The sequence below is a fragment of the Ramlibacter henchirensis genome, assembly GCF_004682015.1.
GTDB lineage: Bacteria > Pseudomonadota > Gammaproteobacteria > Burkholderiales > Burkholderiaceae_C > Ramlibacter > Ramlibacter henchirensis.
The window spans coordinates 270768-295152 of the sequence record NZ_SMLM01000004.1; the positions used below are offsets into that span (position 1 = coordinate 270768).

The following is a 24385-nucleotide window of genomic DNA, read 5'->3' on the forward strand; positions in this document are numbered from 1 at the left end:
GTCAGGCAGATGCGGCCCATTCTAGAGGTTTCAACACATGGAAAGACGGCGTGGGGCCATGGCTACCATAGCCAAAAGGGTGACAGCGCGTAGCCGGTGCAGGCCGCATCGGCAAGAGGGAGAACACCGCGTCAGGCCGGCTTCTTCAGGCCAATGCCGACCAGGAACGTCTCCGACGACTTGTCCCGCGAAGCCTTCGGCTTGACGGGCTTGACCACCCGGAAGGTCTCCTTGAACAGCTTCACCAGCTGGCTGTAGCCGCTGCCGTGGAACACCTTGGCCACGAGCGCGCCTTCGGGCTTGAGGTGGCCCTGGGCGAAGGCGACCGCCAGTTCGACCAGATGGCTGATGCGGGCCGCATCGGCCGATTCGATGCCCGACAGGTTGGGCGCCATGTCCGACACGACGGCGTCGACCTTGCGGCCGCCCACGGCCTGCTCCAGGCGGGCGAGGACGTCGGCCTCGCGGAAATCGCCCTGCAGGAAGGTCACGCCCTCGACCGGTTCCATGGGCAGCAGGTCCAGCGCGACGATCACGCCATCGAGCTCGCCCACCGCGGCGCCCTGGGGCGAAAGCTTGCGGCGCACGTACTGGCTCCAGGCGCCGGGGGCCGAGCCCAGGTCCACGACCAGGTGGCCGGGGCGGATCAGGCCGAGCGCGTCGTCGATCTCCTTGAGCTTGTAAGCGGCGCGCGCGCGGTAGCCCTCCTTCTGGGCCAGCTTCACGTACGGGTCGTTGACGTGGTCGTTCAGCCAGGCCTTGTTGACCTTGCGGCTCTTGGTTTTCACCTTCATCAGGCCTCCATTGTCCCCGCTGCGAGCAGGCCGCCCGCAGGGGACGGGGATAATTGGCGGATGCCCGCACTCGAATTGACCATCGCCGAACGCAAGGCGCACCGCGCCGAAGCCCACCACCTGGATCCGGTGGTGATGATCGGCAACGACGGGCTCACGCCGGCCGTGGTGCGCGAAACCGACGCGGCCCTCGACGCCCACGGCCTGATCAAGATCCGCGTGCTCGGCGACGACCGCGCCCAGCGCGAGGAGATCTACCTGCAGCTGGCCGACCGGCTGAACGCCGCGCCCATCCAGCACATCGGCAAACTGCTGGTGCTGTGGCGGCCCAAGGCGAAGAAGGAAAAGGCGGCGGACGAAGACCGCAAACCGGGCCCGCGCGACTTCAAGGTGCTGAAGTACAGCAAGCGGGGCGGGCAGCGGCCGGAGGTGAAGACGCTGCGCGTGCTCGGCAACCAGCGCCTGACGCCCGGCGGCAAGGTCAAGCGGGCCAAGCCGAAGCAGAAGTCGGTGAAGAAGGGGCGGCTGGACTAGCGCTCCCGCGCGCCTGCCACTTTCCACAGCACAACCAGCGCACACGCCCACTGCAGCACATACATCGCGCTGCCCACCGTGTGCCACAAACGGAGGTTCTCCCGCGCCAGGATCCGCGGCGCGACGGCGAACTCGCCCAGGAGCGCCAGCAGCATGCCGCCCAGCACGAAGGCCAGCGCGCCGCCGGCCCAGTCGATCCGCGGCTCCTCGCCTTTGGCCCGCATCGACAGCAGCAGCACGACGCCGCAGCCGATCCCGACCCAGCTCTGGGCCGTGAACAGCCGCGCGGCCGTCTGGCCGGCCAGCGCCGGGGTGGGCAGGTTCGCGAAAAGAAGCGGCACGGTGATGAAGCCGATGGCCGTGAGGCTGCCCCACCACAGGGCCGCCGCCAGCACCGACAGCCGTTGGCGCCAGGCCATGCGCCGGTTCAGACGTAGTTGACGGCGACGATCTCGTAGCGCTTGAGGCCGCCGGGCGCCTGTACTTCGGCGGTGTCGCCCTCCTCCTTGCCGATCAGCGCGCGGGCGATCGGGCTGGAGATGTTGATGAGGCCGTGCTTCAGGTCGGCCTCGTCCTCGCCCACGATCTGGTACTTGACCGTGTCGCCGGAGTCTTCCTCCTCGAGTTCCACGGTGGCGCCGAACACCACCTTGCCGCCGGCGTCCACCTGCGCAGGGTCGATGATCTGTGCAGCGGCGAGCTTGCCCTCAAGCTCGCGGATGCGGCCCTCGATGAAGCCCTGGCGGTCCTTGGCTGCTTCGTACTCGGCGTTCTCGGAAAGGTCGCCCTGCGCGCGAGCCTCGGCGATGGCGTTGATCACCCAGGGCCGCTGTTTCGTCTTGAGTTCGTGCAGCTCGGCCTTGAGCTTCTCCGCGCCGCGTTTGGTGATGGGGATGGTGGCCATGTCTCTTCTTGCCTGTCTCAAATGAAAACCGCCGGACGTTGCCGGCCGGCGGTCTTTCTTCAGGACGATTATCGCATTGAACGGGCGCGGCCTGGCCCAGCCGCGAGTGCCCCATCAGTCGCGCCCGGCCTCCTCGATCTTCTTGGCGCACAGCTCGGGGTGCGTGAAGAGCGCCTCGTGGCTGCCGGGCGCCTCCGACAGCCGGAAGAGGCCCAGGCGCTCCGAGAGCCGGGGATGCCACGGCATCGAATGCGGCAGCGACACGTCCTGCTGGAAGTTGACGAAGGACTTGCCGATCTGCATGGCCGCCAGCTCGGTGCGCAGGGCCACCGGCTCGGTGAACGTGCGGTACGGATGGGGATTGAGCTTCGCGTAGCTGCTCTCGGCGAGCGCGAAGTCGGCGTCGTTGATGAAGACCTCGCGCCAGATCGGGAACGGCAGCATCACGGCATTCCGGTTGGCCGCGGCGATGCCGTCGAACAGCGCCTTGTAGTGCGGCGGGACCATGTCGTTCAGGCACTGCCCGTTGAGCGGCACGAAGCCGTTGACGTAGACCAGCCTGCGGATGCGTTGCGGCGCCCAGTCGGCGACCTGGCTGATCACCATGCCGCCGTAGCTGTGGCCCATCAGGCGCACGTTCTCCAGCTTCTCGCCCTCCAGGAAGTCGAGCAGCGAACGCGCGGCGTCGGCCAGCCCGATGGCGGCGCGGTCGTCGCCAGGCCGGTTGCCGGCCAGGGTCGGACAGTGGACGGTGTGGCCTCGGGAGCGCAGGTGCTTCGCGACGGGCTCCAGGAGCTCGCCGGTGTGCCAGGCGCCGTGGACGAGGACGTAGGTGTCGGCCATGAGGGTCTCCTCTTCGGAACCCGGCCATGCACGATGCACGGCCGGGCGTGGCGCAATCTACGCCGCCCGGCCGCTCCCCGCAATGCGACGAACCAGCCCCGGGCCGGGCGCCGCGTCAGGCGAGCTGCGCGTGCAGCTCCTGCGCCGAGTACACGTCCAGGTTGTCCATGTACTTCATGCCCTCCACCGCCGCTTCCGCGCCCGCGATGGTGGTGAAGGTGGTGACGCGGGCCAGCAGCGCGGAGGTGCGGATGGCGCGCGAGTCGGCGATGGCGTTGCGCCGCTCCTCGACCGTGTTGATCACCATGCAGATCTCGTTGTTCTTGATCATGTCCACCACGTGCGGGCGGCCCTCAGTGACCTTGTTGATGGTCTCGCAGGCGATGCCCGCCGCCGAGATCGCGGCCGCCGTGCCCTTGGTGGCGATCAGGTCGAAGCCCTGCGCCGCGAGCTGGCGCGCCACTTCCACCGCGCGCGGCTTGTCGCTGTTCTTCACCGTGAGGAACACCTTCTTCACCGGATCGGTCGGCCGCGGCAGCTTGGTGCCGGCGCCCAGCTGGCTCTTCACGAAAGCCTCGCCGAAGCTCCTGCCCACGCCCATCACCTCGCCGGTGGACTTCATCTCGGGGCCGAGGATGGTGTCCACGCCGGGGAACTTGACGAAGGGGAACACCGCTTCCTTCACGCTGAAGTAAGGCGGCGTCACTTCCTTGCGGATGCCCTGCGCTTCCAGCGACTGGCCGACCATGCAACGGGCCGCCACCTTGGCCAGCTGGATGCCGGTGGCCTTGCTGACGTAGGGCACGGTGCGGGAAGCACGCGGGTTGACCTCCAGAACGAAGATCACGTCCTCGCCGTCCTTCTCCTGGATGGCGAACTGCACGTTCATCAGGCCGACCACGTTCAGCGCCTTGGCCATGGCGGCCGTCTGGCGCTTGAGCTCATCCACGGTCGCCTTCGACAGCGAATAAGGCGGCAGCGAGCAGGCCGAGTCGCCCGAGTGCACGCCGGCCTGCTCGATGTGTTCCATGACGCCGCCGATGAAGGTGCGCTGGCCGTCCGACAGGCAGTCGACATCGCATTCGATCGCATCGTTCAGGAAGCGGTCCAGCAGCACCGGCGAGTCGTTCGACACCTTCACCGCCTCGCGCATGTAGCGCTCCAGGTCGCGCTGCTCGTGCACGATCTCCATCGCGCGGCCGCCCAGCACGTAGCTCGGGCGCACGACGAGCGGATAACCCAGCGCAGCCGCTTTTTCCAGCGCGTCCGCTTCGGTGCGGGCCGTGGCGTTGGGCGGCTGGCGCAGGCCGAGCTGGTTGAGCAGCTTCTGGAAGCGCTCGCGGTCCTCGGCCGCATCGATCATGTCGGGGCTGGTGCCGATGATGGGCACGCCTTCCGCCTCCAGGCCGAGTGCGAGCTTGAGCGGTGTCTGGCCGCCGTACTGCACGATGACGCCGGTGGGCTTTTCCTTGTCGACGATCTCCAGCACGTCTTCCAGCGTGAGCGGCTCGAAGTACAGCCGGTCGGACGTGTCGTAGTCGGTGGACACCGTCTCCGGGTTGCAGTTGACCATGATGGTCTCGTAGCCGTCCTCGCGCAGCGCGAGCGCCGCGTGCACGCAGCAGTAGTCGAACTCGATGCCCTGGCCGATGCGGTTGGGACCGCCGCCCAGCACCATGATCTTCTTCCTGCTGGTGGGCTGCGCCTCGCACTCGTCCTCGTACGTCGAGTACATGTAGGCGGTGTTGGTGGCGAACTCGGCCGCGCAGGTGTCGACCCGCTTGTAGACCGGTCGCACGCCCAGCTGCTTGCGGCGCTCGCGCACCGCCTTGTCGGTGGTCTTGAGCAGCTTGGCCAGGCGCCGGTCGGAGTAGCCCTTGCGCTTGAGCAGGCGAAGCTGGCGCTCGTCCAGCGATGCCAGCGCGCCCGCGCCCTTGTCGGCCGCGATCCGGTCCAGCTCGAGTTCGATCTTGATGATCTCCTCGATCTGCACCAGGAACCACTTGTCGATCTTCGTGAGTTCGTAGACCTCGTCCACGCTCCAGCCCGCGGCGAACGCGTCGCCGACGAACCAGATGCGCTCCGGGCCGGGCTCGCCCAGCTCCTTCTCCAGCACCTCGCGGTCCTGGGTCTTCTCGTTCATGCCGTCCACCCCGACTTCGAGGCCGCGCAGCGCCTTCTGGAACGACTCCTGGAAGGTGCGGCCCATGGCCATCACCTCGCCCACCGACTTCATCTGCGTCGTCAGGTGCGAATCGGCCATCGGGAACTTCTCGAACGCGAAGCGCGGGATCTTGGTCACGACGTAGTCGATCGACGGCTCGAAGCTCGCCGGCGTGGCGCCGCCGGTGATCTCGTTGCGCAGTTCGTCCAGCGTGTAGCCCACCGCCAGCTTGGCCGCGACCTTCGCGATCGGAAAACCGGTGGCCTTGGACGCCAGGGCGGACGAACGCGACACGCGCGGGTTCATCTCGATCACGATCATCCGCCCGTCCTTGGGGTTGATCGCAAACTGCACGTTGGAGCCGCCCGTGTCGACGCCGATCTCGCGCAGCACCGCGAGCGAGGCGTTGCGCATGATCTGGTATTCCTTGTCCGTCAGCGTCTGCGCCGGCGCGACCGTGATCGAGTCGCCCGTGTGCACGCCCATCGGGTCGAGGTTCTCGATGGAGCAGACGATGATGCAGTTGTCCGCCTTGTCGCGGACCACTTCCATCTCGAACTCCTTCCAGCCGAGCAGCGATTCCTCGATCAGCAGCTCGCTGGTGGGCGAAGCTTCCAGGCCGCGCTTGCAGATGACCTCGAATTCCTCGGGGTTGTAGGCGATGCCGCCGCCGGTGCCGCCCAGGGTGAAGCTGGGGCGGATCACGGTGGGAAAGCCGACGCTGCGCTGCACCGCCCAGGCCTCGTCCATCGAGTGCGCGATGCCCGACCGCGCCGAGCCGAGGCCGATCTTGGTCATCGCCTCCTTGAACTTCTGCCGGTCCTCGGCCTTGTCGATGGCATGCGGCGTGGCGCCGATCAATTCGACGCCGTGCCTGTCCAGCACGCCGTTGTGCCACAGGTCGAGCGCGCAGTTCAGCGCCGTCTGGCCGCCCATGGTGGGCAGGATCGCGTCGGGCTTTTCCTTGGCGATGATCTTCTCGACCGTCTGCCAGGTGATCGGCTCGATGTAGGTGACGTCGGCGGTGGCCGGGTCCGTCATGATCGTCGCCGGATTGCTGTTGATCAGGATGACCTTGAAGCCCTCCTCGCGCAGCGCCTTGCACGCCTGCACGCCCGAGTAGTCGAACTCGCAGGCCTGGCCGATGATGATCGGCCCCGCGCCGATGATGAGGATGCTCTTGATGTCTTGACGCTTGGGCATGGGTCGTTACTTCTTCTTCTGATCCATGAGGCCGGTGAACTTGTCGAACAGGTAGCCGATGTCGTGCGGGCCCGGTGATGCCTCTGGATGGCCTTGGAAGCAGAAGGCCGGCTTGTCCGTGCGCGCCAGCCCTTGCAGCGTGCCGTCGAAGAGCGACACGTGGGTGGCACGCAGATTGGAAGGCAGCGTCTTCTCGTCCACCGCGAAGCCATGGTTCTGGCTCGTGATCGACACGCGGCCGTTGTCCAGATCCTTCACGGGGTGGTTGGCGCCGTGGTGGCCGAACTTCATCTTGAAGGTCTTCGCGCCGGACGCAAGCGCCAGGATCTGGTGGCCCAGGCAGATGCCGAAGGTGGGATAGCCGTCCTCGACCAGCTCGCGCGTGGCCGCGATGGCGTAATCGCAGGGCTCCGGATCACCGGGGCCGTTGGAGAGGAACACGCCATCCGGCTTGAGCTTCTTCACTTCGGCGGCCGGCGTCGTTGCGGGCACGACGGTGACCTTGCAGCCCCGCTCGGCCAGCATCCGCAGGATGTTCTTCTTCACGCCGTAATCGAAAGCCACGACGTGGTACCTGGGCTTCTCCAGCCGGCCATAGCCGCTGCCGAGGTGCCACTCGGTCTGCTCCCAGCCGTAGGCCTTGTCGGCCGAGACCACCTTGGCCAGGTCCAGCCCGTTCATGGCCGGCGCCTTGCGCGCCTCGGCCACGGCGCGGTCGACCAGCTCGGGCGTGATCTCCTGCCCGGGCTGCAGCGCGAGGATGCAGCCGTTCTGCGCGCCCCTGGTGCGCAGCAGGCGCGTGAGCTTGCGGGTGTCGATGTCGGCGATGCCGACCGTCTTCTCGCGCTTGAGGTAGTCCGACAGCGTGAGGCTGGTGCGGAAGTTGGACGCGACCAGCGGCAGGTCGCGGATGATCAGGCCCGCCGCATGGACCTTGGACGCCTCGACGTCTTCTTCATTGACGCCGTAGTTGCCGATGTGCGGGTACGTCAGCGTGACGATCTGCCGCGCGTAGCTGGGGTCGGTGAGGATCTCCTGGTAGCCGGTGATGGCCGTGTTGAACACGACCTCGCCGGTGGTGGCGCCCGGAGCGCCGATCGAGGTACCAGGGAAGACCGTGCCGTCTGCGAGCGCCAGGAGGGCTGCGGGCTGGGCTCGCTGCTGGGACAAAAGCACTGGGTTCTCCGAAAGGGGTGTCGGTTACGCCCAAAACACAGCCGGAACGACGGTTCCGGCGTTGCTTTTGTTCGGGGGAGGAGCTTCGGCTGCGCTAGGCGTAACGGTTGCGGGAAAGCCTCCGATTATAACTTGGCGAGCGCGTTCGCCTCTGCAACGAGAAGCTATCGGGAGCGCGAAACCGCGCTGGCGTGGAGGCAGATCGCGGCTGCGGCCGCGACGTTCAGCGACTCCTCGCCGCCGGGCTGGCCGATGCGCACGCGCAGGCTCGCGCGGGCATCGACTTCCGCGCGGACGCCCTGCCCCTCGTGACCCAGCACCCACGCGCAGGGCCAGGGCAGGCGCGCCTGGTGCAACAGATCACCGCCATGCGAGCTGGTCGTGAGCAGCGGGACGGTCAGCGCATCGAGCAGGCCGGGATCGGCCGCGTCGAACAGCGACAGGCCGAAATGCGCGCCCATTCCTGCGCGGAGCACCTTGGGCGACCACAGCGCGGCCGAGCCCTTGAGCGCGACCACCTGCCGGAAGCCGAAAGCGGCGGCGCTGCGCAGGATCGAACCCACGTTGCCGGCGTCCTGCAGGCGGTCCAGCACCACGGTCGGGGCCTGCGGATCGAGCGCCGGCGCAGGCGGCACGGCAATGACGAAGCCCATGCGCGCGGGCGACTCGAGCGCGCTGATCGCGGCGAACAGCGGATCGGCGAGCACCAGCGTCTTCGCCGCGGGCAGGCGGTGCTCGGCGGGACAGAACTCGGCGTACACGGCCAGTTCGGGCTGCACGCCGCGCGCGAGCGCCGCACGGCAGAGATGATCGCCTTCGAGCCAGACGCGTCCCTGCTTGCGCCAGGCCGTGCTGTCCTGCGCCAGCAGGCGCAGCGCCTTGAACTGCGGGTTGGCTGCGGAGCGGACGACCGCGGGCGCGGTTTCGCTCACTGGACCGTGACGGTGACGCCGCCGCCCTCGGCCAGCGTCATCGTGGCGGCCACGGGGCTGAAGAAGCGCCGGTGGTGCGGGCAGGCGCCGTGCACGCGCAGCGCCTCCAGGTGCTCGGGCGTGCTGTAGCCCTTGTGCGAGGCGAAGCCGTATTGCGGGAACTCGTCGTGCAGCGTGGTGAGCAGCCGGTCGCGGTGCACCTTGGCCAGGATGGACGCCGCCGAGATCGCCTTGATCTTCGCGTCCCCGCCGACGATGGCCTCCGCCAGGACTTCGATGCGCGGCAGCGCGTTGCCGTCGACCAGCACCCGGGCCGGCTTGAGCCGCAACCCCTCGATCGCGCGCTTCATCGCGAGCATCGTCGCGTGGTAGATGTTGAGCGTGTCGATCTCTTCGACGCTGGCCTGCGCCACCGAACAGCACAGCGCCTTGTCCATGATCAGGTCGTAGAGGCGGTCGCGCTGCAGCGGCGTGAGCATCTTGGAATCGGCGAGGCCGCGGATGCGCTTGGCGTCGTCGAGGATGACGGCGGCGGCGACGACGGGTCCGGCCAACGGGCCGCGCCCGGCTTCGTCCACGCCGGCCTGCAGCCCGATCGGGTCCCAGGCCAGCCGGGCCTGCTCACCCTTGGATAGTCTTTTCGATCGCATCGGTCGCCAACGTTGCCGTGTCTCGCCGCAGCTGGTGGTGCAGCAGGGTGAACTTCTCCTGAACGGCCGCCATTCTTGCAGGAGCGTCGAGCCATTCCAAGAGGGCCTGCGCAAGCGCACGGGGGTTCGCGTCGTGCTGCAGCAACTCGGGCACCACAAAGTCCTCGGCGAGGATGTTGGGGAGGCCGACCCAGGGCTGCAGCTGCTGGCGCCGCATGATGTGCCAGCTGATCGCGTTCATGCGGTAGGCGATCACCATCGGCCGCTTGAACAGCGCCGCTTCGAGCGTGGCGGTGCCGCTGGCGATCAGCGTCAGGTCGCAGGCGGCGAGCACCGCGTGCGATTGGCCTTCGACGATGTGCAGGCCGTCGCGCAGGCCCGCGCGCCGCGCCGCGGTGTCGATCGCGCGGCGCAGGTTGGGCAGCGCGGGAACGACGAAGCGAATGCCGGGCCGCTGTCGCTGCACCAGCACGGCGGCGTCGAAGAAGGGGCGGGCCAGGTAGTGGACCTCGGACGCGCGGCTGCCCGGCAGGATGGCCAGCACTTCGCCTTCGGCGGGCAGGCCGAGCGACTGGCGTGCGGCGGCGCGATCGGGCTCGAGCGGGATCACGCCCGCGAGCGGATGGCCGACGTAGGTGGCGCGCACGCCGCTGCGCGCCAGCAGCTGCGGCTCGAACGGAAAGATGCACAGCACGTGGTCGCACGCGCGGCGGATCTTGGCGATGCGCTCCGGCCGCCAGGCCCAGATCGATGGACAGACGAAGTGCACCGTCTTCAGGCCGGCGGCGCGCAGGTCCGCTTCCAGGTCCAGGTTGAAGTCGGGCGCATCCACGCCGACGAACAGCCGCGGCGGCTCGCGCAGGAGGCGATCCTTCAGCTGGCGGCGGATGCCGACGATCTCGCGGTAATGCCGCAGCACCTCGACGTAGCCGCGCACCGCGAGCTTGTCGTGCGGCCACCAGGCTTCGAAGCCCTGCGCCGCCATGGTCGGCCCACCGATGCCCGCGGCGCGCAATGCGGGCCAGCGTCGGCGCAGCCCGCCCAGCAGCAGGCCCGCGAGCAGGTCGCCCGACGCTTCGCCGGCGACCATCGCGAACTGGGGGTGCCCGCCCTGCGCGTGCTGGGCGCCGTCGAGAGGGGATTCGACAGGCGCGGCCCGACCGGCCGCGGTCATCGCACGATGCCGCGCTGCGGCGACACGCCGGCCAGGAAGTCGGACATCAGGCGCACGTCGGGCTGCGCTTCGGGTGTGGCCGTGGCGAGCTGCTCGATGCGGGCGCGCGCGTCCTCGAGCGTGAGCCCGTCGCGGTACAGAGCCTTGTGCATGGCCTTGACCGCCGAGATGCGGCCCGCCGAGAAGCCGCGGCGGCGCAGCCCTTCGAAGTTCATCGACCGCGCCTGCGCGGGCTGGCCCTGGCTCATCACGAACGGCGGCTGGTCGGCGAACAGAAGCGAGCACATCGCCGTCATGCCGTGCGCGCCGATGCGCACGAACTGGTGCACCACGGTGAAGCCGCCCAGGATCACGAAGTCGCCCACCTCGACGTGCCCGGCCAGCTGCGAGTTGTTGGCGAAGATGGTGTTGTTGCCGACGACGCAGTCGTGCGCCAGGTGCACGTAGGCCATCAGCCAGTTGTCGTTGCCCACGCGGGTGACGCCGCCGCCGCCGGGCGAGCCGATGTTGAAGGTGCTGAACTCGCGGATCGTGTTGCGGTCGCCGATCACCAGTTCGCAGGGCTCGCCCGCGTACTTCTTGTCCTGCGGGATGCCGCCGAGCGACGCGAAGTGGAAGATGCGGTTGTCCTGGCCGATCGTGGTGCGGCCCTCGATCACCGCGTGCGCGCCCACCGTCGTGCGGGCGCCGATCTTCACTTCCGGCCCGATCACCGAATACGGCCCGATGCTGGCTGTGCCGTCGATCTCGGCCTTGGGGTCGACGATGGCCGTCGGGTGGATGGGCATGCCTATGCGGACCTCCGACGGGCCGCCCCTAGGAGGTCCAGCCCCCTCGGGGGGCAGTGCAGCGGCGCAGCCGCAAACGTGGGGGCCGTCATACTTTCCTCATCGTGCACATCAGCTCGGCTTCGCAGGCGATCTCCTCGCCGACCCGGGTGACGCCCTTGAACTTGTAGATGCCGGCCTTGGCCCGCTCCAGGGTGACGTCCATCACCAGCTGGTCGCCGGGCTCGACCGGCCGCTTGAAGCGCGCACCGTCGATGCCGGCGAAGTAGTAGACCGTCTTGTCGTCGGGCGTGACGCCTTGGGTGGCGAACGACAGCAGCGCGGCCGCCTGCGCCATCGCCTCCAGCATCAGCACGCCCGGCATGACCGGCCGGTGCGGAAAGTGGCCGGTGAAGAACGGCTCGTTGATGGTCACGTTCTTGATCGCGCGGATGCTCTTGCCCAGCTGGATGTCGAGCACCCGGTCCACCAGCAGGATGGGATAGCGGTGCGGCAGCTGCTTGAGGATCTGGTGGATGTCTAACGTAGTCATTTCTTCTCTAAAGCGCGGACGCGGTCGCGCAGCGAGTGGAGCTGCTTCAGCGACGCCGCGTTCTTCTCCCAGGCGGAATTCTCGTCGATGGGGAACACGCCGGTGTAGTGGCCGGGCTTGAGGATGGAGCGCATCACGAGCGTGAACGCCGAGATGTGGACGTGGTCCGCGATGGTCAGGTGGCCTACGATGCCCGCGCTGCCACCGACCGTGCAGTACGCGCCGATATTGGCGCTGCCCGCGATGCCCGCGCAGCCCGCGATGGCGGTGTGCCGGCCGATGCGCACGTTGTGGCCGACCTGGATCAGGTTGTCGAGCTTGACGCCGTCTTCGATGACCGTGTCCGCGAGCGCGCCGCGGTCGATGCAGGTGTTGGCGCCGATCTCGACGTCGTTGCCGATGCGCACGGCGCCGAGTTGCTCGATCTTTTCCCACTCGCCCTCGCGCGGCGCGAAACCGAATCCGTCGGCGCCGATCACCACGCCGGGGTGCAGGATGCAGCGATCGCCGATCACGCAGTCCTCGCCCACGTTGACGCTGGACTTGAGCACCGTGCCCGCGCCGATGCGCGCGCCCCGCTCCACCACGCAGAGCGGCCCGATGCGCGCGGTGGGATCGACCACCGCCTCCGGGTCCACGACGGCGCTCGGATGCACGGCCGGTGCGGCGGCGCTCGGTCGCCGCGATTTCCACAGCTGCGTCAGGCGGGCGAAGTAGAGATAGGGATCGTCGGCGACGATGGCCGCCCCCCGCGCGAGCGCGGCGTCGCGCATGGCGGGCGAGACGATCACGCAGCCGGCGCGCGAGGCCGCCAGCTGCGACTGGTACTTGGGGTTGCTGAGGAAGCTCAGCTGGCCGGGGCCGGCCGATTCGAGCGGCGCCAGGCCGTCGATGGCCAGGCTGCGGTCGCCATGCAATTGCCCGCCGAGCGAGTCCACGATGTCGCCCAGACGGAGCTGCACGAGGGCCTCACCTGGCGTTGTTGAGCGCCTTGATCACCTTCTCGGTGATGTCGTGCTTCGGGTTGATGTAGACCGCTTCCTGCAGGATCAGGTCGTACTTCTCCTGCTCGGCGACCTGGCGCACCACGCGGTTGGCGCGCTCGAGGACCTGCTGCAGCTCCTCGTTCTTGCGCGCCTGCATGTCCTCCTGGATCTCGCGCCGCTTGCGCTGGAACTCGCGGTCCTGGTCGATCAGCTGCTTCTGGCGCTGCTGGCGCTGGCTCTCGGAGAGCGTGGGCGCCTCGCGCTCGTAGCGCTCGGACTGCGACTTCAGCGCGGCGCCCATGTCGTTCAGTTCCTTCTCGCGGCGCGAGAACTCCTGCTCCAGCTTGGCCTGGGCGGCCTTGGCCGCGCCGGCCTCGCGCAGGATGCGATCGAGGCTGACGAAGCCCACGCGGAATTCCTGCGCCATTGCGGGCACGGCGAACGCCATGGCGGCCACGAGGGCCCACAGCGAGGGAAGCTTCAGATACTTCATCAGAAGGCTGTACCGATCTGGAATTGGAGTCGCTGGATTCTATCGCCAGCGAACTTGCGGACGGGCTGGGCGATCGCGAGGCGCAGCGGGCCGATCGGCGACAGCCATGAGACGCCGACGCCGGCGGAGGCGCGCAGCTGGCCGAAGTCGACCCGCTCGTCGTCGCCGTACACGTTGCCCACGTCGACGAAGCCGAAGAGGCGCAGCGACCGGTCGTTGCCCGCGCCGGGGAACGGCGTGAACAGTTCGCCGTTCAGCGTGATCTTGCGCGTGCCGCCGATGCTGGCGCCGGTGACGTCGCGCGGGCCCAGCGTGCCCTGCTCGAAGCCGCGCACCGAGCCCAGGCCGCCGGAGTAGAAGTTCTTGAAGACCGGGTAGATGCGGTCGCCGATCGCCTTGCCCAGGCCCAGCTCGCCGTTGAAGGCGATGGTGAACTGCTTGTTCAGCGGGATGTACTGCTGGTACTGGTAGTTCGCGCGCACGTAGCGGCCGTCGCCGAAGAAGCTCGCCTCGCCGGCGACGCGCTGCAGGCGGCCCTTCGTGGGCGCGATGGCGCTGTCGCGGTCGTCGCGGGTCCAGCCCACCGTGAACGGGAAGTTGTAGCTGGTGAAGCCCGCCTGGTCGGCGAAGGCCAGGTAAGCGGCCGGGATGTTGGTGCCGGGGCGGATCTCCGTGCGCTCCAGGCCGGCGCCGAAGTAGACCGTGTCGAACTCGCTGAACGGCACCCCGAACCGCAGCGCGGCGCCGGTCGTGGCCAGCGAGTAGTTGCCGCCCTGCTCCTCGTACGGCCGCGAGTTGCGGTGGTAGACGTCCACCGCGCGCGAGATGCCGTCCTCGGTGAAGTACGGGTCCACCGAGGTCAAGGCGACGCTGCGGTTGTACTTGCTGGTGTTCAGTTCGGCGCTGAGGTACTGGCCCGTGCCGAACGCGTTTTCCTGCCGGATGGAGAAACCCAGGCCCAGCCGCTCGGCGCTGGAGAAGCCGGCCGACAGCTGCAGGCTGCCGGTGGGCTTTTCGACCACGGTGACGTTCAGGTCGACCTGGTCGGGCGCGCCGGGCACGTCGACCGTCTCGATGTTGATGTCGCGGAAGAAGCCCAGCCGGTCGATGCGGTCGCGCGAGAGGCGGATCTTGTCGCCGTCGTACCAGCTCGATTCGAACTGGCGGAACTCGCGGCGGACCACTTCGTCGCGAGTGCGGTTGTTGCCGGCGATGTTGACGCGGCGCACGTAGGCGCGGCGCGACGGGTCGGCCACGAGGGTGAAGGCCACCAGGTTGCGAGTGCGGTCGATCTCGGGTCGGGCCTCGACGTTGGCGAAGGCGTAGCCGAAGCTGCCGAAATATTCGGTGAATGCCTTGGTGGTCTCGGCCACCTCGTCGGCGTTGTAAGGCTCGCCGGCGCGGATGCGCACCAGGCTCTTGAACTCTTCTTCCTTGCCGAGGAAGTTGCCTTCCAGCTTCACCCCGCTGACCACGAAGCGCTCGCCCTCGGTGATGTTCACCGTGATGCTGATGTCCTGCTTGTTCGGCGAGATGGCGACCTGGGTGGAGTCGATCGTGAACTCGAGGAAGCCGCGGCTCAGGTAGTAGGAGCGCAGTGTCTCGAGGTCGGCATTGAGCTTGGCGCGCGAGTAGCGGTCGGACTTGGTGTACCACGACAGCCAGCCGCCGGTGTCCAGGTCGAACAGGCCCTTGAGCGTGCCCTCGTTGAAAGCGCGGTTGCCGACGATGCGGATGTCGCGGATGCGCGCCGGCTCGCCTTCGGTGACGGTGAAGGTGAGGTTGACCCGGTTGCGCTCGATCGGCGTGACGGTGGTGACCACCTCGGCGCCGTACAGGCTTCGGTTGATGTACTGGCGGCGCAGCTCCTGCTCCGCGCGGTCGGCCAGCGCCTGGTCGTACGGCCGGCCCTCCGTGAGGCCGATCTCGCGCAGCGCCTTGCGCAGCGCTTCCTTGTCGAACTCGCGCGTGCCGGCGAAGTCGACTTCGGCGACGGTGGGACGCTCTTCGACGATGACCACCAGCACGTCGCCGGCGACTTCGAGTCGCACGTCCTTGAACAGGCCCAGCCCGAACAGCGCGCGGATGGCGGCGGAGCCCTTCTCGTCGTTGTACTGGTCGCCGACCCGGAACGGCAGCGAGGCGAAGACGGTGCCGGGTTCGACGCGCTGCAGGCCCTCGACCCGGATGTCGCGGACGGTGAAGGGATCCACGGCCCACGCGTTCACCGCAAACGCGGCGGCGACCATGCCCGAGACGGTGCGCGCGCGAATGCGCCTGAGATGCTTCTTCATCGAATCCTGGGGGTGGCCCCGCCGTCTTCGGGGCTGGCGCGGCGAGCCGTGTTCTTGTATCAACCGAAGAGACGCGTGACGTCGTTGAACAGCGCGATGGTCATCATGACCAGAAGCACCGCCACCCCGCCCCGCTGCAGCCTCTCCATCCACGCGTCCGGGACGCTGCGCCCCGTGACCGCCTCCCAAAGATAATACATCAGGTGACCTCCGTCCAAGACAGGCAGCGGAAGAAGGTTCAGCACCCCCAGGCTCACGCTGATCATGGCCAGGAACATCACGTACTGCAGCAGCCCCATGCTCGCGGACTTGCCCGCGTAGTCGGCGATCGTGAGCGGCCCGCTCAGGTTCTTCAGCGAGGCCTCGCCGATGACCATGCGACCGAGCATGCGCACCGTGAGCAGCGACACCTCCCAGGTCTTCACCGCCCCGCGCCACAGGCCGTCGATCGGCCCGTAGCGCACTTCCACCATCTGCGGGGGCGCGCCCACGTAGGCGCCGATGCGGCCGACGGACTGGCCCGCGTCCTGCGCGACATCGGGCGTCACTTCGAGTTCGACCACGCGGCCATCGCGTTCCACGCGCCAGGTGGAGGCGACCGGCTGGCCGTTGCGAACCTGCCCCCGGATCCATTCGCGCAGTTGCTGGCCATCCACCACGTCGGTGCTGCCGACGCGCAGCACCCTGTCGTCCTTGCGAAGCCCGGCACGCTGCGCCGCGCCGCCCTGAACCAGTTCGCCCAGCACGGGCTGCGTGAGCGGGCCCAGCAGCCCGATGCGGCGGAACAGCTGCGGATCGGCGTCGGGCGATTCGATGCGGCTCAGGGGCAGCAGCACCTCGCGCTGCTGGCGGCCGTCGGTGACCGTCAGCCGCAGGTCCATCGCGTCGAGCGCGCCGCGCGTGAGCAGCCAGCGCACCTGCTCGAACGATTCCAGGGGCTCCTGCGCTTCGCCTTCGAAGCCCGCGGCGGTGACCGTCTCGCCGCCGCGCAACCCGGCCTGCTGCGCCAGCGATCCCGCGACGGGCGCGGCCAGCACGGCCCGCGGCTCCTGCACGCCCCACCAGTTGACGCCGGCGTACAGCAGCACGGCCAGCAGCAGGTTGGCCACCGGCCCGGCGGCGACGATGAGCGCACGCGAACGCAGCGGCTGGGTGTTGAAGGCGAGATGCCGCTCTTCGCGGGCGACCGGCGCCTCGCGCTCGTCGAGCATCTTCACGTAGCCGCCCAGCGGGAAGGCGGCGATCACGAACTCCGTGTCCTGGTTGGGCCGCTGGCGCCTCGGCTTCCAGCGGTACAGCGTCTTGCCGAAGCCGACCGAGAAGCGCAGCACCTTCACGCCGCAGGCGACCGCGACGCGGTAGTGGCCCCATTCATGCACAGCCACCAGGAGACCGAGCGCGATGACGAAGGCGACGACGGTGGTCAGCATGAAGGTCCCCGGCTCAGGTTCAGGCGGCGATCGCTGCGCGGGCGGCCTGCCTCGCCCGCGCGTCCAGCGCCAGCAGGTCCGCCAGCGCCTCAGGCTTGGAGGGCACGACCCGCTCCAAAGTTGCAAGGTTCACGGAATGGATCTGGTCGAAGCGGATGCGGCGGTCCAGGAAGGCGGCCACCGCCTCCTCGTTGGCCGCATTCAGCACCGCGGTCGTGCCGGCGGGCGCCTGCAGCGCATCCCACGCCAACTGCAGGCCGGGGAAACGCTCGCGGTGGCCGTGGCTGTCCAGCGATTCGAATGTCATGTCCGCGAGGGCCGTGAAGTCCAGCGGCTCGGCGCCGGACGCGATGCGGTCCGGCCAGGCCAGGCCGTAGGCGATGGGCACGCGCATGTCGGGCGTGCCCAGCTGGGCCACCACGGAGTGGTCGCGGTACTGCACCATCGAATGGATCACGCTCTGGGGATGGATCACCACCTCCAGCCGCCGCGGCGGAAGGCCGAACAGGTAGCGCGCCTCGATCACTTCCAGCGCCTTGTTCATCATGGTCGCCGAGTCGACCGAGATCTTGCGGCCCATCACCCAGTTGGGATGGGCGCAGGCCTCCTCGGGCGTGACGTCGCGCAGCGTCTGCGGCGCGCGCGTGCGGAACGGTCCGCCGGAAGCAGTGAGGATGATCTTGTCGACCCGCGCATCCCAGGTGGATGCATCCTCCGGCAGCGACTGGAAGATCGCCGAGTGCTCGCTGTCGATCGGCAGCAGCGTCGCCCCGCCCTGCTTCACCGCGTTCATGAACAGCTCGCCGCCGACGACCAGTGCTTCCTTGTTGGCCAGCAGCAGCCGCTTGCCGGCGCGCGCGGCGGCCAGGCAGGACGCCAGGCCCGCGGCGCCGACGATGGAAGCCATCACCGTGTCGACGTCCTCGCGCACCACCAGTTGCTCGAGCGCGGCATCGCCCGCGAGCACCTTCACCGGCAGCCGCTCGGACTCGACCCGCGAAGCCAGTTCGCGCGCGGCCGCGTCGTCGGCCATCACGGCGAAGCGCGGACGAAAGCGCGCGCACTGCTCCAGCAGCGGCTCCACGCGCGAGCCCGCACTGAGTGCAAAGACCTCGTAGCGCTGCGGATGCCGCGCGATGACGTCGAGCGTGTTCGCGCCCACCGAGCCGGTGGAGCCGAGGATGGCGATGCGCTGCCGGTTCATCGGGAAGAAAGCGTCGCCAGCATCATCGCCAGCGGAAGCGTGGGCAGCAAGGCGTCGACACGGTCGAGCACGCCACCGTGGCCCGGCAGCAGGCTGCTGGAATCCTTGGCGCCGGCGCTGCGCTTGACCAGCGATTCGGCCAGGTCGCCCACGACGCTCATCGCGGTGAGGAACACGGCCCCGAGGACCACCAGCCACCAGCCGGTGGCGGCCAGCCGCGAGTAGAGACTGGGCACCTGCGCCTGCCAGTGCATGTCCGCCGCCACCCAGGCGAAGGCCAGCACCAGCACGCCCAGCATGCCGCCCCACACGCCTTCCCAGCTCTTGCCGGGACTGATGGAAGGAGCGAGGCGCTGGCGCGTGAACTTCAGTCCGAAGGTGCGGCCCGCGAAATAGGCCGCGATGTCGGCCACCCACACCAGCAGCAGCACGGACAGCAGGAAGTTGATGCCGGCCACACGCGCCTGCGCCACGGCCACCCACGCCAGCCACAGCGCGATCAGGCCGCCGGTCAGCCGCACCGCGCGCGGGATGCGAGGCCATCCTGCGACCGATCCGCGCAGCAGCACGGCGCCCGCCAGCACCCACGCCGCGCCGGCGAGGGTCCACAGCAGCGGCATCGGGCGCTGCAGCCAGCCGGCGCCCCAGGCCGCGGCGCACAGCGCGACGCACAGGAGGCCGAGCGACACGGCGGCGGCCTCGCTGCAGCCATTGAGGCGCCCGAACTCCCAGGCGGAAGCGGCGATCAGCAGCAGCGTGACGGCGGCGAACGGGAACGGCGAAGGCCAGAACAGCGCCGGCAGCAGGATGGCCAGCAGGACGACGGCCGTGATGACGCGCTGCTTGAGCATGGGGCTCAGGCCGCCTTCTTGGCCACCGGCTCCTGGATCTGCTGCGAGGTGCGGCCGAAGCGCCTTTCGCGCCGCGCGTAGTCGGCGATGGCCTCGTCCAGCGCGGCCTCGTCGAAGTCGGGCCAGAGCTTGTCGCTGAAGTACAGCTCGGAATAGGCGGCCTGCCAGAGCAGGAAGTTGCTGATGCGCTGCTCGCCGCCGGTGCGGATCAGCAGGTCGGGGTCTCGCACGTGGGCCAGGCCCATGGCGGCGTCGAGCGACTGCTCGGTGATCGGCTCGCCGCGTTCGACCAGGCGCGCCGCGGCCTGGGCGATGTCCCAGCGGCCGCCGTAGTTGAAGCAGACGTTGAAGACCAGGCGGGTGTTGCCCGCCGTCGCCGCTTCGGCCTGCAGCAGTCCCGCGCGCACCTTCTCGGAGAGCGCCGAGCGGTCGCCGACGAAATGGATGCGGACGCCCTCGGCCTTCAGGTGCGGCACTTCGCGCGTGAGCGCCACGGCCAGCAGTTCCATCAGGCCGGAGACTTCCTCGGGCGGCCGGTTCCAGTTCTCCGAGGAGAACGCGAACACGGTCAGGACCTTGACGCCGCGCTCGCCGCAATGGCGCACGCAGTGCCGCAGGGCGTCGACGCCCTTCTTGTGGCCGGCCACGCGGGGCAGGTAGCGCCGCGTGGCCCAGCGGCCGTTGCCATCCATGACGATGGCGATGTGGTGGGGAACGCTCACTTGTGTCGCAGGTTGAGGATTGGCGCCCGAAGCAAGGCCGCTCAGACCGCCATGATCTCGTGTTCCTTGGCCTCGACCATCTTGTCGATCTCGGTGACGTGGCGGTCGGTCACCTTCTGGATCTCGGCCTCGGCGCGCTTCTGCTCGTCCTCGGAGGCGTGCTTGTCCTTGACCAGCTTCTTGACCGCCTCGTTGGCGTCGCGGCGCAGGTTGCGCACCGCGATCTTGGCGGCCTCGCCCTCGTGGCGAACCAGCTTGGTCATCTCCTTGCGGCGCTCCTCGCTCATGGGCGGCATCGGCACGCGGATCAGGTCGCCCATGGAAGCCGGGTTCAGGCCCAGGTCGCTCTCGCGGATGGCCTTCTCGATCTTGGCGCCCATGCCCTTCTCCCAGGGCTGCACGCTGATCGTGCGGGCGTCCAGCAGCGAGACGTTGGCCACCTGGCTGATCGGAACCGAAGAGCCGTAGTAGTCGACGTGCACCGTGTCGAGGAGGCCGGGGTTGGCGCGGCCGGTGCGGATCTTGGTGAGGTTGGTCTTGAACGAGGCGATGGACTGGTCCATCTTCGTCTCGGCGGATTTCCGGATCTCGGCGATCGTCGTGGCCATGGGGATCTCCTTCCTCTTGCTCTCTCAGGCGTACACCAGCGTTCCCTCGTCCTCGCCCATCACCACGCGCTTGAGCGCGCCGTGCTTGACGATGGAGAAGACCTTGATCGGCAGCTTCTGGTCGCGGCACAGCGCGAACGCGGTGGCATCCATGATGCCCAGGTTCTGCGCCATGGCGTCGTCGAACGTGATCTTGCTGTAGCGCGTGGCCGACGGGTCCTTCTTCGGGTCGGCGGAGTAGACGCCATCGACCTTGGTGGCCTTGAGCACCAGCTCCGCGCCGATCTCGGCGCCGCGCAGCGCGGCCGCCGTGTCGGTGGTGAAGAACGGGTTGCCGGTGCCGGCGGCGAAGATCACCACCTTGCCTTCCTCGAGGTACTGCAGCGCCTTGGGCCGCACGTAGGGCTCGACCACCTGCTCGATGGCGATGGCCGACATCACGCGGGCCACCAGGCCCTGCTTGTTCATGGTGTCGGCCAGCGCCAGCGCGTTCATCACGGTGGCGAGCATGCCCATGTAGTCGGCGGTCGCGCGGTCCATCCCGACCGAGCCGCCCGCCACGCCGCGGAAGATGTTGCCGCCGCCGATGACCACCGCGACCTGCACGCCGCTGTTCACCACGCCGGCGATCTCTTCCACCATGCGCACGATGGTGGAGCGGTTGATGCCGAACGGGTCGTCCCCCATCAGCGCCTCTCCGGACAGCTTGAGCAGGATGCGCTTGTGCGCGGGAGAAGCAGGCATGGGACGAAGCTCCAGGTGTGCAGTGAACGAGTTTACCGGCGCGGACCTCGCGGCGGGGCCGCCGCGAGGCTCACGCGATCAGCCGCCCTTGGCGGCGGCGACCTGGGCGGCGACTTCGGCGGCGAAGTCGTCGACCTTCTTCTCGATGCCCTCGCCCACCACGTACAGGGTGAAGCCCTTCACCGCGGTGTTGGCGGCCTTGAGCATCTGGCCGACCGTCTGCTTGTCGTTCTTCACGAAGGGCTGGTCGAAGAGTGAGACCTCCTTGAGGTACTTCTGCACGCCGCCTTCGATGCGCTTGTTGACGATCTCGTCCGACTGGACCGGCTTGCCGGCGGCCTCGGCGGCCTTGCGGTCTTCCGCGGCCTTGCCCATGGCGACGCTGCGCTCCTTCTCGATGAGCTCCTTCGGCACGTCGGCGCTGGTCAGCGCGACCGGCTTCATGGCCGCCACGTGCATGGCCACGTCCTTGGCCGCCGCGTCGTCGCCCTGGTACTCCACGACCACGCCGATGCGGGTGCCGTGCAGGTAGCTGGCCAGCTTGTTGTCGCCGGCGAAGCGCTTGAATCGGCGGAAGCCCATGTTCTCGCCGATCTTGCCCACCAGGCCCTTGCGCACGTCTTCCAGCGTGGGGCCGAAGCCGTCCTGGCTGTAGGGCAGCGCGCCCAGCGCGGCCACGTCGGCCGGGTTTTTCTTCGCGACGAGCTCCGCCGCGGCCCTGGCCATGGCGATGAAGCTCTCGTTCTTGGTGACGAAGTCGGTCTCGCAGTTGACCTCGAGCAGGGCGCCGGTGCTGCCCTGGATGCTCGCGGCCACCACGCCTTCGGCGGTGATGCGCGCGGCGGCCTTGCCTGCCTTGTTGCCCAGCTTGACGCGCAGGATCTCCTCGGCCTTATCCATGTTGCCCTCGGCCTCGGTGAGCGCCTTCTTGCATTCCATCATCGGGGCGTCGGTCTTGGCGCGCAGTTCGGCGACCATGCTTGCGGTGATTGCTGCCATTTGGGTTCCTTCAGTGATTCGGACGGTAAAAAGGGGCCCTAGAGCCCCTTCCTGGAAGCGGGGGTCGCGCGCTCAGGCGCCGGCGCCTTCTTCGACTTCGACGAACTCGTCGCCGCCTTCGGAGACGGCGCGCACCACGTCGTTGACGGCGCTGGAGCGGCCCTCGAGCACGGCGTCGGCGATGCCGCGGGCGTACAGCGTCACGGCCTTGGCCGAGTCGTCATTGCCGGGGATCACGTAGTCGATGCCCTCGGGCGAGTGGTTGGAGTCGACCACGCCCACCAGCGGGATGCCCAGCTTCTTGGCCTCGGACACCGCGATCTTGTGGAAGCCCACGTCGATCACGAAGATGGCGTCGGGCAGGCTGTTCATGTCCTGGATGCCGCCGATGTCCTTCTCGAGCTTTTCCATCTCGCGCTGGAACATCAGCTGTTCCTTCTTGCTCATGGACTCGAGGCCGGCTTCCTGCTGGGCCTTCATGTCCTTCAGGCGCTTGATCGAGGTCTTGACCGTCTTGAAGTTGGTCAGCATGCCGCCCAGCCAGCGCTGGTCGACGAAGGGCACGCCGGCGCGGCGGGCCTCGGCGGAGACGATGTCGCGGGCCTGGCGCTTGGTGCCCACCATCAGGATGGTGCCGCGGTTGGCGGAGAGCTGCTTCACGAACTTCGTCGCGTCCTGGAACATCGGCAGCGACTTTTCCAGGTTGATGATGTGGATCTTGTTGCGCGAGCCGAAGATGTAGGGAGCCATCTTCGGGTTCCAGAAGCGCGTCTGGTGGCCGAAATGGACACCGGCTTCCAGCATCTGTCGCATGGTGATGGACATGGGAGTTTTCCTGAGGTTGGGTCTAAAATCCGCCCCGCAATCGCGACTGGCCTCAAGCCGCCGCGACACCTGGTAGGAACGGATTCGCGTTTTGCCTTGCTGTCGCGCGAGAGGCGCACCATGCGCCACCGGCCAGCAAAACCGCGAGATTCTAACACAGGCCCCCGACGTTTCTCCTCTCATGCAGGACCTCATCGCCACCCGCGAGCAGCTCGGGCGCGGCCACGCCGACGCCGCAGAAGAGTTCCAGCGCGCGCTGGCCACCGCCCAGTCGCCCGCCTGCGACAAGGCCTTCCTCCAACTGTTTCCGCAAGACGCGCGCGCGGCCTCCGCGGCGGCCGCCCGCCTGCCGCTGGCGGGGCTGCCGGTCTCCGTCAAGGACCTGTTCGACATCGAAGGCCAGGTCACGGCCGCCGGCTCACGCGTGCTGGCCGATGCGCCGCCCGCGGTTGCCGACAGTCCCGCGGTGGCTCGGCTGAGGGCCGCGGGCGCCAGCCTCATCGGGCGGACCAACATGACGGAGTTCGCCTTCTCGGGCGTGGGCGTCAACCCGCACCACGGCACGCCGGCCAACCCGGCGGACCCGGCCACGCCGCGCATTCCGGGCGGCTCGTCGTCGGGCGCGGCCGTGTCGGTCGCCACCGGCGCGGCGTTCATCGGCCTGGGCTCGGACACCGGCGGCTCCATCCGCATCCCCGCCGCGCTGTGCGGCATCGTCGGCTTCAAGAACACGGCCCGGCTCACGCCGCTGCAAGGCGCACTGCCGTTGTCGACCACGCTCGACACCATCTGCGCCATGACGCGCTCGGTGCGCGACGCAGTGCTGGCGCACGAAGTCCTCGCCGCTCGCCGGGTCGCGCTGGAGCATCGGCCGCTTTCCGCTCGCCGTTTCGCCGTAGCACGCACCTCGATGCTCGACGGACTGGACTTGGCCGTCGCGCAGGGGTTCGAGGCAGCGCTGCGCACGCTGCGCGACGCCGGCGCGCGCATCGAGGAGATCGCGCTCGACGAGATCCGCGATCTTGGCGCGATCCAGTCCACTGGCGGCTTCACGGCGGCCGAGAGCTATGCCTGGCATCGCCAGCTGCTCGATCGCAAGGGCGACGGCTACGACCCGCGCGTGCGTGTGCGCATCGAGCGCGGCGCCAGCATGAAGGCCTGGGAGTACGTCGACCTCGTGCGCGCCCGCGCCGACTGGATCGCGCGTGTCGAGACGGCGCTGGCCGGCTTCGACGCCGTGCTCTCGCCCACGGTGCCCATGGTTGCTCCCGCCATCGATCAGGTCGCGCCCGGCGCCGAGCGCGACGAGGCCTTCTTCCGCGTCAACGCCCTGCTGCTGCGCAACACCAGCGTGGTCAACATGCTCGACGGCTGCGCGCTCTCGCTGCCCTGCCATGTCCCGGGCACCCTCCCCGTCGGGCTGATGCTGTGGCACGGCGCGATGCGCGACGACGCGGTGCTCGACGCCGGCCTGGCCGTCGAAGCGGCGCTGGCCGCGCGGCACTCCTGACAGGCCACCGGCAGGGAGCGCATCC

General features: G+C 68.6%; 24 protein-coding genes. 2 read left to right on the forward strand and 22 right to left on the reverse strand.

Annotation, left to right across the window (positions count from 1 at the left end; all coding sequences use genetic code 11):
• Positions 1 to 131: 131 nt before the first annotated feature.
• Positions 132 to 794 carry an RlmE family RNA methyltransferase gene (locus EZ313_RS22530; RefSeq protein WP_135265563.1) on the reverse strand — a complete coding sequence of 221 codons (663 nt, stop codon included), beginning with the start codon at positions 792 to 794 and terminating at the stop codon, positions 132 to 134.
• Positions 795 to 854: 60 nt separating this feature from the next.
• Between EZ313_RS22530 and EZ313_RS22535 the strand changes: the two genes are divergently transcribed.
• Positions 855 to 1328 (forward strand): YhbY family RNA-binding protein, encoded by a 474-nt coding sequence (locus EZ313_RS22535; protein ID WP_135265564.1) that lies wholly within the window; start codon positions 855 to 857, stop codon positions 1326 to 1328.
• On the opposite strand, the gene EZ313_RS22540 is transcribed toward EZ313_RS22535, so the two are convergent.
• The 21 genes from EZ313_RS22540 to rpsB all read right to left on the reverse strand — a co-directional run bounded on the left by EZ313_RS22540 (position 1325) and on the right by rpsB (position 22850).
• A complete protein-coding gene (locus EZ313_RS22540; RefSeq protein WP_135265565.1) occupies positions 1325 to 1747 on the reverse strand; it encodes a DUF4149 domain-containing protein in 423 nt (140 codons plus the stop codon). The genes EZ313_RS22535 and EZ313_RS22540 overlap by 4 nt on opposite strands.
• Before the next feature lie 8 nt (positions 1748 to 1755).
• The gene (gene greA / locus EZ313_RS22545; protein ID WP_135265566.1) at positions 1756 to 2232 is read right to left on the reverse strand and encodes a transcription elongation factor GreA; all 477 of its coding nucleotides are present in this window, start codon (positions 2230 to 2232) and stop codon (positions 1756 to 1758) included.
• Between the two features lie 114 nt (positions 2233 to 2346).
• On the reverse strand, positions 2347 to 3075 hold the full coding sequence (locus EZ313_RS22550) for an alpha/beta hydrolase (RefSeq protein ID WP_135265567.1): 729 nt from the start codon (positions 3073 to 3075) through the stop codon (positions 2347 to 2349).
• A gap of 115 nt (positions 3076 to 3190) precedes the next feature.
• The gene (gene carB, locus EZ313_RS22555) at positions 3191 to 6442 is read right to left on the reverse strand and encodes a carbamoyl-phosphate synthase large subunit (protein WP_135265568.1); all 3252 of its coding nucleotides are present in this window, start codon (positions 6440 to 6442) and stop codon (positions 3191 to 3193) included.
• A 6-nt stretch (positions 6443 to 6448) separates the two neighbouring features.
• Positions 6449 to 7618, reverse strand: coding sequence for a glutamine-hydrolyzing carbamoyl-phosphate synthase small subunit (gene carA / locus EZ313_RS22560; protein ID WP_135265569.1), 1170 nt, complete (start codon positions 7616 to 7618; stop codon positions 6449 to 6451).
• Positions 7619 to 7782: 164 nt separating this feature from the next.
• A complete protein-coding gene (locus EZ313_RS22565; RefSeq protein ID WP_135265570.1) occupies positions 7783 to 8550 on the reverse strand; it encodes a TrmH family RNA methyltransferase in 768 nt (255 codons plus the stop codon).
• Positions 8547 to 9200, reverse strand: a complete 654-nt coding sequence (gene rnhB, locus EZ313_RS22570; RefSeq protein WP_135265571.1) for a ribonuclease HII — start codon at positions 9198 to 9200, stop codon at positions 8547 to 8549. The genes EZ313_RS22565 and rnhB overlap by 4 nt, the downstream gene beginning before the upstream one ends.
• Positions 9172 to 10290 (reverse strand): lipid-A-disaccharide synthase, encoded by a 1119-nt coding sequence (lpxB, locus tag EZ313_RS22575; RefSeq protein WP_135265682.1) that lies wholly within the window; start codon positions 10288 to 10290, stop codon positions 9172 to 9174. The genes rnhB and lpxB overlap by 29 nt, the downstream gene beginning before the upstream one ends.
• 80 nt (positions 10291 to 10370) lie before the next feature.
• Positions 10371 to 11162, reverse strand: a complete 792-nt coding sequence (gene lpxA, locus EZ313_RS22580) for an acyl-ACP--UDP-N-acetylglucosamine O-acyltransferase (RefSeq protein WP_135265572.1) — start codon at positions 11160 to 11162, stop codon at positions 10371 to 10373.
• A gap of 88 nt (positions 11163 to 11250) precedes the next feature.
• Positions 11251 to 11694, reverse strand: a complete 444-nt coding sequence (gene fabZ, locus EZ313_RS22585) for a 3-hydroxyacyl-ACP dehydratase FabZ (RefSeq protein WP_135265573.1) — start codon at positions 11692 to 11694, stop codon at positions 11251 to 11253.
• On the reverse strand, positions 11691 to 12656 hold the full coding sequence (lpxD, locus tag EZ313_RS22590) for a UDP-3-O-(3-hydroxymyristoyl)glucosamine N-acyltransferase (protein WP_135265574.1): 966 nt from the start codon (positions 12654 to 12656) through the stop codon (positions 11691 to 11693). The genes fabZ and lpxD overlap by 4 nt, the downstream gene beginning before the upstream one ends.
• Before the next feature lie 7 nt (positions 12657 to 12663).
• A complete protein-coding gene (locus EZ313_RS22595) occupies positions 12664 to 13173 on the reverse strand; it encodes an OmpH/Skp family outer membrane protein (protein ID WP_135265575.1) in 510 nt (169 codons plus the stop codon).
• Entirely contained in the window at positions 13173 to 15467 is a 2295-nt protein-coding gene (bamA, locus tag EZ313_RS22600) for an outer membrane protein assembly factor BamA (protein WP_135265576.1), read from the reverse strand. Before bamA ends, EZ313_RS22595 begins: the two co-directional genes overlap by 1 nt.
• A 59-nt stretch (positions 15468 to 15526) precedes the next feature.
• The gene (gene rseP / locus EZ313_RS22605) at positions 15527 to 16897 is read right to left on the reverse strand and encodes an RIP metalloprotease RseP (protein WP_135265577.1); all 1371 of its coding nucleotides are present in this window, start codon (positions 16895 to 16897) and stop codon (positions 15527 to 15529) included.
• A 19-nt stretch (positions 16898 to 16916) separates the two neighbouring features.
• Entirely contained in the window at positions 16917 to 18101 is a 1185-nt protein-coding gene (gene ispC, locus EZ313_RS22610; RefSeq protein ID WP_135265578.1) for a 1-deoxy-D-xylulose-5-phosphate reductoisomerase, read from the reverse strand.
• Positions 18098 to 18952 (reverse strand): phosphatidate cytidylyltransferase, encoded by an 855-nt coding sequence (locus EZ313_RS22615; RefSeq protein WP_135265579.1) that lies wholly within the window; start codon positions 18950 to 18952, stop codon positions 18098 to 18100. Before EZ313_RS22615 ends, ispC begins: the two co-directional genes overlap by 4 nt.
• A gap of 5 nt (positions 18953 to 18957) precedes the next feature.
• Complete coding sequence (uppS, locus tag EZ313_RS22620) at positions 18958 to 19674, reverse strand: polyprenyl diphosphate synthase (RefSeq protein ID WP_276606979.1); 717 nt, start codon at positions 19672 to 19674, stop codon at positions 18958 to 18960.
• 41 nt (positions 19675 to 19715) lie between these two features.
• Positions 19716 to 20282 carry a ribosome recycling factor gene (frr, locus tag EZ313_RS22625; RefSeq protein WP_135265580.1) on the reverse strand — a complete coding sequence of 189 codons (567 nt, stop codon included), beginning with the start codon at positions 20280 to 20282 and terminating at the stop codon, positions 19716 to 19718.
• Positions 20283 to 20306: 24 nt separating this feature from the next.
• A complete protein-coding gene (pyrH, locus tag EZ313_RS22630) occupies positions 20307 to 21026 on the reverse strand; it encodes a UMP kinase (protein ID WP_135265581.1) in 720 nt (239 codons plus the stop codon).
• Positions 21027 to 21104: 78 nt separating this feature from the next.
• On the reverse strand, positions 21105 to 22025 hold the full coding sequence (tsf, locus tag EZ313_RS22635; protein WP_135265582.1) for a translation elongation factor Ts: 921 nt from the start codon (positions 22023 to 22025) through the stop codon (positions 21105 to 21107).
• Positions 22026 to 22097: 72 nt separating this feature from the next.
• Positions 22098 to 22850 (reverse strand): 30S ribosomal protein S2, encoded by a 753-nt coding sequence (gene rpsB, locus EZ313_RS22640; protein ID WP_135265583.1) that lies wholly within the window; start codon positions 22848 to 22850, stop codon positions 22098 to 22100.
• A 181-nt stretch (positions 22851 to 23031) separates the two neighbouring features.
• On the opposite strand from rpsB, the gene EZ313_RS22645 reads away from it, so the two are divergent.
• Positions 23032 to 24360, forward strand: coding sequence for an amidase (locus EZ313_RS22645; protein WP_135265584.1), 1329 nt, complete (start codon positions 23032 to 23034; stop codon positions 24358 to 24360).
• Positions 24361 to 24385 lie beyond the last annotated feature (25 nt).